The organism is uncultured Rummeliibacillus sp. (assembly GCF_934216135.1).
Classification (GTDB): domain Bacteria; phylum Bacillota; class Bacilli; order Bacillales_A; family Planococcaceae; genus Rummeliibacillus.
The window spans coordinates 1-9,241 of the sequence record NZ_CAKQBI010000055.1 but is presented as its reverse complement, the minus strand read 5'-3'; the positions used below and the strand labels follow the sequence as shown (position 1 = coordinate 9,241).

The 9,241-nt window shown below is 33.1% G+C and carries 5 protein-coding genes; all 5 read right to left on the bottom strand.

The window, feature by feature from the left end; genetic code table 11:
- Window positions 1–114: 114 nt before the first annotated feature.
- Window positions 115–3,231 carry a type III restriction-modification system endonuclease gene (locus Q0977_RS17410; RefSeq protein ID WP_277902094.1) on the bottom strand — a complete coding sequence of 1,039 codons (3,117 nt, stop codon included), beginning with the start codon at window positions 3,229–3,231 and terminating at the stop codon, window positions 115–117.
- Between the two features lie 34 nt (window positions 3,232–3,265).
- Complete coding sequence (locus Q0977_RS17405; RefSeq protein ID WP_277902095.1) at window positions 3,266–5,182, bottom strand: site-specific DNA-methyltransferase; 1,917 nt, start codon at window positions 5,180–5,182, stop codon at window positions 3,266–3,268.
- Between the two features lie 2 nt (window positions 5,183–5,184).
- Window positions 5,185–5,742 (bottom strand): DUF4391 domain-containing protein, encoded by a 558-nt coding sequence (locus tag Q0977_RS17400; RefSeq protein WP_200782783.1) that lies wholly within the window; start codon window positions 5,740–5,742, stop codon window positions 5,185–5,187.
- Window positions 5,743–8,937 (bottom strand): helicase-related protein, encoded by a 3,195-nt coding sequence (locus tag Q0977_RS17395; protein WP_277902096.1) that lies wholly within the window; start codon window positions 8,935–8,937, stop codon window positions 5,743–5,745. It abuts the gene before it with no gap.
- A gap of 35 nt (window positions 8,938–8,972) precedes the next feature.
- Window positions 8,973–9,241 (bottom strand): DUF536 domain-containing protein (locus Q0977_RS17390; RefSeq protein ID WP_299516179.1); only part of this gene is annotated, 269 nt, incomplete at its 5' end.

The following is a 9,241-nucleotide window of genomic DNA, read 5'->3' as shown; positions in this document are numbered from 1 at the left end:
TTCTTTCGTCGGAAATACAATTTGAGTGTACCATAAATGCCTTTTTATTTTTCTAACTTAATTTTACAATTCGCGTAGTTTTTTATAGGGGTTATTTCTAATTATGGACCCTATTTAGATGTGTGAAGATAATTTATCCATCATCTTGTCATAGCTGTCAACAACGTCATATGTTACTTCACTATTAGAAATGATTTTAAAATGCTGACGTGCGGCTTCGATTTTAGCATTTTCAACACCTTTTAAACTTAGTTCAATATTTTCTGAAACCCCTTTGGTTTCGGCAATGAAATAGACATGTTTATGATCCGTTTCATTCAAGACAATCGCCCAGTCAGGATTATATTTACCTACTGGCGTATTTATATAGAATCCACCAGGCAACTTAACATACATTTCAACATTCTGTTCGACGTCTAGATCACTAGCAAATCGTTTTTCCACTTCAGAATCCACTCGAACTTTATCATACAGATGTTTTTTCGCATCAAATACATTTTGCCCCATAATTCCTTGAATATCACTATTAGCAAATATGGCATCTTCATCCCATACTTCATCTAATTTGTTATAAACAATATGCGAGATAATATTTTGTGCTTTTACACCATTGATGATGTTGCTAATTTGTACAATGAAGTTTTCAGGATTTGATTGATATTTTGCAAATTGTTCATGGTGGATACCACTTAAAATATATGCAACTGTTTTGCGAAGTAATCCTACATTTTGAGAAACTTCTCCAATTAAATCATATTTAACAGTATTTACCGGACTATATATATCAGTTGTTCGCTTACCATCTACTGTAAATATTGTCCCTGTATCAGTAGCTTGCATATTGCCTTCAGTGATACGAGCTTTTAGTGTTTTAACAGTTAAATTTTTATTGATAAGTTGAATCGACTTTTCAATAATTTCTTGATCATCAAAATCGACTGTATAGTAAGATTTACGATTTATTTTTGACCATAAGTTTTTAAATTCTTTACTTGCATATTTTTCACGGGTTAATTTTAAAGTAGTTCGTTTATTCTCATTTTCAATAGGTAGATCTTTGAGATTGTATACACTATTTATTAAATTTTGAATTGGAAGGGCGAATACTTGAAATTCTTCATCTAAAACTTCCTGAATAGCCTCTAGTTGTTCTGTAGCTGATAGGTTTTGGTAAGTAGAAGAAGTTTGCTTATTTTTTTCGATCAGTTTCCCTGATTTTAAGCTGGCCCATATTCCGGCTGCCTGCGTATTATCAACCACCATTTTTGCAGTCACTTGTCCATTGCTGTCTTCTACAACAAGTTCTCGCCCTTCAAATAATTTAGGTTCGATAAGTTTTGGTCTATTTTTGATTGCATCCGCTATTTCCGATTGAAGATCCCGAGCGAAGCTTTCGTAACTTTCGTTGGCGATAACAGTCAATACATTTACTTGTTGAACCTCGTTTTCACCCAAAGATTGTTCATCTTGGCGATCACCTTTTTGATTTACCGCTAAACGTAATCCACGACCGATTTCTTGTCGTTTTTTAATATCCGATGAAGATTGACGTAATGTCGCAATTTGGAAAACGTTCGGATTATCCCAACCTTCTTTTAGCGCTGAATGAGAGAAAATGAATCGAACAGGCTCTTCAAATGATAATAGACGCTCTTTATTTTTCATAATCAGGTCATATGCTGAAATGTCATCACTCGATTCACTACCACGTTTGATTTTGCTATCAACAGATTTTCCTTTTTTATCGATCGAAAAGTATCCAGCATGAACCTTTTCTGGAGATTCCAATTCACGTTCAAGATAAGTTCGATATTTTTCATCTAATAAAGTATCTGTTAATCGATCTCGTACAATATTTTCGTATTCTTCTTCGAAAATTCTTGCGTACGTACCTTTATCATCAATAGCTTCATAATCTTTATATTTGACTACTTCATCAATGAAAAATAATGATAATGTTTTAATTTCACGTTTGAACAGGCTTTCTTCTTTAGCAAGATGAGAATGGATGGTCTCACGAATTTGTATGCGCCTTAAATCCTCATCATTGGTATTTCCAACAACTTCTCCAACAGATAGTTTTAGTCCATTCGTAAACTCAACAAATTGATCCACCGCATTAATTTCTGAAACGACAAATCCACTATTATAAGATTCTATTTCACCCGAAAGAGGGTAAATGTTGTCTCTTTTATCTAACAATTTTGATGTCTTTACAACATTTCCTGTAGCGGATAACTTTTCAAATTGAATCCGTGCTTTTAATGCCGGTTTCTCTTTAATAGATTCGAGATACAGGTAGCCACTAGAAGCATTTGAACCTGATATTTCAATTCCTTTCACCGCTATTTTTTTTACTAGATGTTTTTGATATGCATCCACAGCATCCAATCGATAAACCATATTATAGTTATCCCGATGTGTCGCTGAGTAATTAATGAAAAATAAAGGGTTAAACTTTGCTAAGCCAACACGTGTAGCATTCAGTTCGGCCTTTGATCCGTTTCCTAAAACTGATTGCGGTTCATCTATAATCATAATTGGATTCGTTGCTGCAATTACATCAATCGGACGGCGTCCACGGAATTGATCTAATATCATGTCGATTCGCCGTGCATCAGCTCCACGTGCATTAAAAGCCTGCGTATTAACAATCATCACATTGATTCCAGCATCACTCGCAAAGGCTTCGATTTCATCCAGTTGAATAGAGTTATAAATAAAGTGACGAACACCAACACCGTATGCTTGTTTAAAGTGTTCGGCGGTAGACTCAAATGTTTTGGCGACACCTTCACGAATAGCGACGCTCGGAACGACAATGATAAATTTCGACCAACCATATTGCTTATTTAATTCAAGCATAGTTTTGATATACGTATATGTTTTACCCGTACCAGTTTCCATTTCCACTGTTAAAGTCAAACAATCTTTCGAGTTATCAATCTTTGTATTTTTATCCTTACCACCAATGGACATCTTAACAAGTTTATTATCCGTAAGTATGCCATTCTTTTTTTGCGTTGCTTGAATATTTTTTAAAAGATCACTATCTGGTAATGAAATATCTGCATTTTTAAATCCATTGACAATATCTAAAGTAATGTTTTTTTCTTTCCCTATATCCATCATATAAGACATGCTGGTTTGCCTAGGCTGTCCTTCAAAAATAGAAGTAATCGCCTCTACGGCATCTAGTTGAAATTGTTGGTTCTTATACTGAAGTTTCATCTTTGACCCTCCAGATTTATTTGATAATTTCGCATCAAATCACCTTCACTTTCGTATCAGGACTGATAATACGGAACTGTTCCATCACATTCACCTTTTGAGCGGATTTATCAAAAGTTGATTCTTTAAAGACTGCAATCAAAGGTTTGAGTGTGGCAATTTGGCGTGTTAATTCATCTGTTAAGTTTCCACCAAAGTAGCATACTACTCCCGATAATTCTCCTAAATAATCATATTTGATAATCTGTTCATCATTCATCGTGTCAATCGTAATTGGTCGATTATATTCTAACGCACCATCTACTAACACGTCATAGAGTAAGTCATAATCCGAACGGTTATCAGAGTGATTATCAATATCTTGTAGTAAATCTATTTGATCGAGTTCACCAGCTGTTTTAAAGACATCTTCTTTTAAACCTGTGGAATCCACCTTTAAGGCACGGAAACCACTTTTATCACCAACTTTTTCAGCAGCACGACGGATTCTTTCTCGAGAAATTTTATCAATCGTAGTATATCCCGCTTTACGTGCTTCTGAATCTTCAGGAGTCTCTTCATCAAGGGTACCGAGGATAAACTTACGATTACCACCATCTTCTGCGTTTAGTTGCATTACTGCATCTGCTGTAGTACCTGAACCTGCAAAAAAATCAAAAACCGTAATATTTTTACTGCTAAACAACGTTAAAAATAATTTGATTAAATCAGTACTCTTTGGCGAAGAAAATACCTCACGGTTATCAAAAAGTAATTTGAGTTTTTGTTTGGCCTTTGTGGTAGTTAGATCTAGATGATAATCAGTAGGCTTATTGTTAATAATTGCTTGATACTTTAAATTGGTTACGATACTTTTTAATCTTTTCGTTGTACTAAAATTTTTTTCAAAAATTTTAGTATCTGTAAACTGTAACGAATTAGTTTCAAAAAGTTCCATAAATTTATCTATAGAGTACGTATTTTCTACAAATTTATTATTTGTTTCTGAAATATATCGAATATATCCTTCACCAATTAATTCATTATCAATATCGAGTATGTCCTTCTCTTTTCTAAAATGAATTTTCTGTTTTTCAGGCTGATAGTAAACGCTGTAATGTTTTTTAGAACTGTAGTTAGTAACTACATCATTAAATTTATTTTCCCCTACCAGAATGCGTTTTCCGCTATTATGAACGAAATTACCATTCTCATCTTTAATCATTTCTGTGGATCTTTTCGGTATGTTTTCAATAAATTTAGATTCATTAATTTTTTTAGCGTATAAGATGACAAACTCACTGCTAACGGAAATAAACTTAGCGTTTTTTCTGCCTTTAGGATTATTTTCGACTGATAAATTCCCAATAAAATTATCCTCACCAAAGGTTTCATCCATTAACAATTTTAAATTTGCTTGTTCGTTATCATCTATAGAGACAAAAATAACACCTGTATCCGATAACAGATTTCGAGCTAACTTTAAGCGTGGATACATCATAGTTAACCAATCAGAATGGTAGCGACCATTGGTTTTTTCATTCTTTACTAATCGATTCCCATCTTCATCTAAAATTCCTTCTGATACGTCATTCTCTTTTTGTGTTTTTTTGAAGTTATCTTGGTAAACAAAGTCCTTTCCTGTGTTATAGGGTGGATCAATATAAATCATATCTATTTTTCCAAGATAAGATTCTTGCAATAATTTCAATGCTTCAAGATTATCCCCCGTAATAAATAGATTCTCAGATTTTTCAAAATCTACACTTTCTTCCGGCTGTGCACGCAGTGTTTTAGTGGTTGGTGCTGCAGCTTCAAAATAGGATTTGGCTTTTCCGTTCCAAGTAAAATCGTAACGTTCTTTTTGTTCTTCTGCCTTGACAAATAACTCACGTAATTCATTCAATAAATCAGTATCTACTTGACGTGAATGAACATCAGATAAATTGATTTTTTCTGGTCTATCAGACATCTTTATTCTCCTTTTAATTTGGCTAGTTTCTGTTCTATTGTATATCTTTCTCTAGCCAATGCTTGTTTTTTATTAGTTTGGATAGATTTTTTAATCTGTGTATTGATTCGATCTATTTCCAATTCCAATCCATTGATTATCTGTATTTCATCTACTTGTTTCTTCAATGGTTTAGAGATATCCCCAATATCTAACAATTGACGAATAAAATTGTCACGAACCTCATCAATAGATAATCCTTTAATTTGCAGATGATTTTTTACTTTTTTAGAAATACATTTTCCTTGATAGTACATTATAGCAAGTTCATCATTGACGATGAATAGAATCTCTTGCGGTATTTTAGTGACAATCTCCTTAATAACATTTAAATCAAATTCGGGCATGTCAACACTAAAAACCTCAATTTCCTGTATTTTTTTAGCAGGCAGATTAATTGTATTAGGCGCAAGTTTACCCACCCAACGGATACGCTCAATCTTCGTAGCATCATCAAAGTTAAATCGATCTTTGGGAATAATACGATTCACAACTGCTTGTTTTGGAATCTCTAGGATCATCTACTCACTCCTAACAACTAAAAAATCAATTAATTCAAAATCATTTAATCCACTGATATCATTTTCTAAAGCTGTGGTGCCTCCCGTCGTAAAGAGACTATCAATATCTTTTTCTTGTTTACCATTAATCATTGAATCAATTGCTTGATTCAGTAAATTCGAATACTTACTCATATCTTTCCCCTCAAGTGTTTCTATGTTAAATGATTGCACGAGGTTCTCAATCGGTACAGATTTTTCTCTGGATAGATACCGCATATCATCTAGAATTTTTTTAGGATTAAAATGATTCGAAATAATCTCACCATTTTCAGCGATATAGACTAAATAAAACGGATGTAATCGATTTTGTTTGTCTATATTCATAGCGTTGTTTCGATTTCTTAAAACAAAGATAACACCTGCTGGATGATTACTATCAGCCTTTGTTATCGCATGAATTCCATAGGGCTTTGCTTCGTAATCTCCGTATTTTTCCCTCAATTTTTGCAGGTCAAGTTGAAACTCGTTCAGACCTAAATCCATAATATTGATGCCACTTGACATATCCTCTAAATCAACCACTTCATTCTGTAACGTTTCTAGTTGTTTTTTACGATATTCCATATCTGGATCTGTATTATCGATGGTATCCTCCCCTGTTGAGGATATAGCCACTAACTTTGCTCGGTTCTCAACCCGTGCTTTTAAATTAATATATTCATCAAGACTAATATCAGGCCAAATATTGACCATTTGAATGACATCGTTGGTAGATCCAATTCGGTCAATACGACCAAAACGTTGAATAATACGAACGGGATTCCAGTGGATATCGTAATTAATTAGATAATCTGCATCTTGCAAATTTTGACCTTCGCTAATGACATCTGTCGCAATCACTACATCAATTTCACCATCTAAACCTAATGCATCACGATTTTTAGATTTGGGACTAAATAAAGTAAGCAACTCATTAAAATCGTTTTTTCTTCCTGGAATGGTTGACTCTGTTCGTGTTCCCGATATCAAAGCTGTATGAACCCCATCTTTTTGGATTAATTGATTAGATAAATATTTATATAAATAGTCTGCTGTATCAGAAAAAGCCGTGAAGATTAGGACCTTTTTATTTCCTTTATTAATCGGATTATCTATCTTTTTAAAAATTAGTTCTTGAAGTGTTGCCATCTTTGTATCGTGTTCCGTAGTAATACGATTTACAACATCCAATAGTTCAGTAAACACATACTTATCCGCTACTAATTTTTTTTCCCATGATTGATAATCCATATCTGCTAGATCAATTTTTAAGTCCTGTCCAACGGTAAACACATCATCTTCAAAATCATCTGTATCGCTTTTTACAATGCCATTTTTTGATTGTTTATACTCTTCAATAACTTGTAATTTCAAACGAATATTATCTAAAATTCGTTCACTTGTTAATGTAAATGCATGAATAGAACTTTCAGCTCGTTTGAGTAAATTCGTAATCATCAGCTGATTGCGTCCTTTTTCTCGATTTGCCCAACTTGAAGCTCCAGCTTTTGCCTGATCTGTGTACTTCTCTATTTTAGAGGGATACACATATTTAAGCGGCGTATAAACTTCCAGATTTAGCAAATCGATAAACTGAAATAGATCATTATAGGTTATATCTAAGTCTGTTAATTTCGGACTTTCGTTAATTGGAGCTAATCTTTTTGGAAATTTCCCAATATCCGATTGAGTATAATATTTTTCTATATGTTTACGACTACGAGAAATAGTCACGCTATCTAATAACTCAAAAAAATCAAAATCCAACATATCAAGTAAGTACTCCGTTGTACGATTTTCAGTTTCCAAAGAAGACCAATCTTTAAACGCTCGTTGAGCTTGACCAAAAATTTCTGTTACTGTTTTTTTAGTAGTCAAAGTTTTCGTAAGATTACTACTATCACCTTCCGATGCTAGCATCAATTGATTACGTAGATCAGAAAAATCGGTATTCACAGGAGTTGCAGATAACATTAAGACTTTTGTTTTTACTCCTGATTTAATAATTTTTCGCATTAGCTTTTGGTAACGATTTTCTACACCTTCTTCTTTTTTATGTGTAGTACCCTCGCCATTTCTAAAGTTATGACTTTCATCAATTACGACTAAATCATAATTCCCCCAGTTTATCTTTCCTAAATCAATTCCATTACTTTCACCACGTTTGCGATCCATATCTGTATGAAATAAGACATCATACCGCAAACGATCTTCAGCTAATGGGTTATTTTTGTAGTTATTCTTGTAATTATTCCAATTATCTTTCAATCTTTTCGGTACTAAAACTAGGACATTTTTATTACGTGATTCATAATATTTAATGACTCCTATAGCTGAGAACGTTTTTCCCAAACCAACAGAATCTGCCAAAATAACACCATTGTGTTTCTCTAATTTACTAATGGATCCCAACACAGCATCCTTTTGAAAATCATACAATAATGACCAGATTTTTGAGTCTTTAAACCCTGTACGTTCATCAGGAATATAATCCTTATCTAAATCAGACAAAAATTCACCAAACAAATTATATAACGCAATATAGTAGATAAACTCTGGGGCATTCTCTTGATATGCAGCCGTAATATTATCTAATACCGTATCCGTTACCTCATCGACATAATCCTGATTATGCCAAACTTGCTCAAATGCATTTAAGAATTGTTGTGTATTTTCATTTTCGAATTTTGAAATATTATAAAAAAGCTTTTCACCTTTTGTTGTTCCAATTTCAGCGGTTGTAAATTCATCGAAAGGTGCATATACATTTATATTTCCTTTATTTTCCACGACCATGAAATTATCAGAACGTTGACCAGAAATATTTGACTTAAACGTAACTTTTTGACGAATCCATTCTGCAGCTTCTTTAGCGATGGCCTTTTGAGATAATTCGTTGCGCATTCTTAATTCAAATTCATTCCCATACAGCTGACTTTCACGATTTAGACGAGGAATAAAGAACTCTCTTTTTTCTTTCGGTGCTTTTTCTTTCGTAAATAGATCACTAGTAAATAAAAACTGAATTTGATCAACTTTTTCTAACTCTTTTTTTAATTCTTCATACGCATAGATTGAAAATGATGCTGCAGCAATTTTTAACTTGCTCTGTGCTTTTAGTTCTTTTTTTAAATCATCCACTACACGTTCATCAATATTATTAAAATTTTTCATTTTCTCCCAACACCCCTTCTAAATAATATTTTTCCTTACTCACCGAATGACCACCAACGTCGCTTTTTCTTATTTATCTCTATATCTTTGGGTTTGTTAACATCCTTGGATAAAGTAGCAGGTGTTGATTGAGTTGTTAATGATTTTAACTCTTTGATTTCTTCTTTATATTCTTCCAATAATTTTTTATCTTGTAGGGCTAAACGTTGTTGCTGATCTAACAGATTATGCATTTGCGATATTTGGCTATCTTTATTTTCTAGTTGCTTATCTTTAACAAATAACTGTTGTTCTAGTATTTTAA

What these genes read in the sequence shown, in the direction of transcription:
- Q0977_RS17400 (WP_200782783.1), bottom strand. Translation starts at nt 5,742, where the DNA reads ATGATCCTAGAGATTCCAAAACAAGCAGTTGTGAATCGTATTATTCCC.
- Q0977_RS17410 (WP_277902094.1), bottom strand. Translation starts at nt 3,231, where the DNA reads ATGAAACTTCAGTATAAGAACCAACAATTTCAACTAGATGCCGTAGAG.
- Q0977_RS17405 (WP_277902095.1), bottom strand. Translation starts at nt 5,182, where the DNA reads ATGTCTGATAGACCAGAAAAAATCAATTTATCTGATGTTCATTCACGT.
- Q0977_RS17395 (WP_277902096.1), bottom strand. Translation starts at nt 8,937, where the DNA reads ATGAAAAATTTTAATAATATTGATGAACGTGTAGTGGATGATTTAAAA.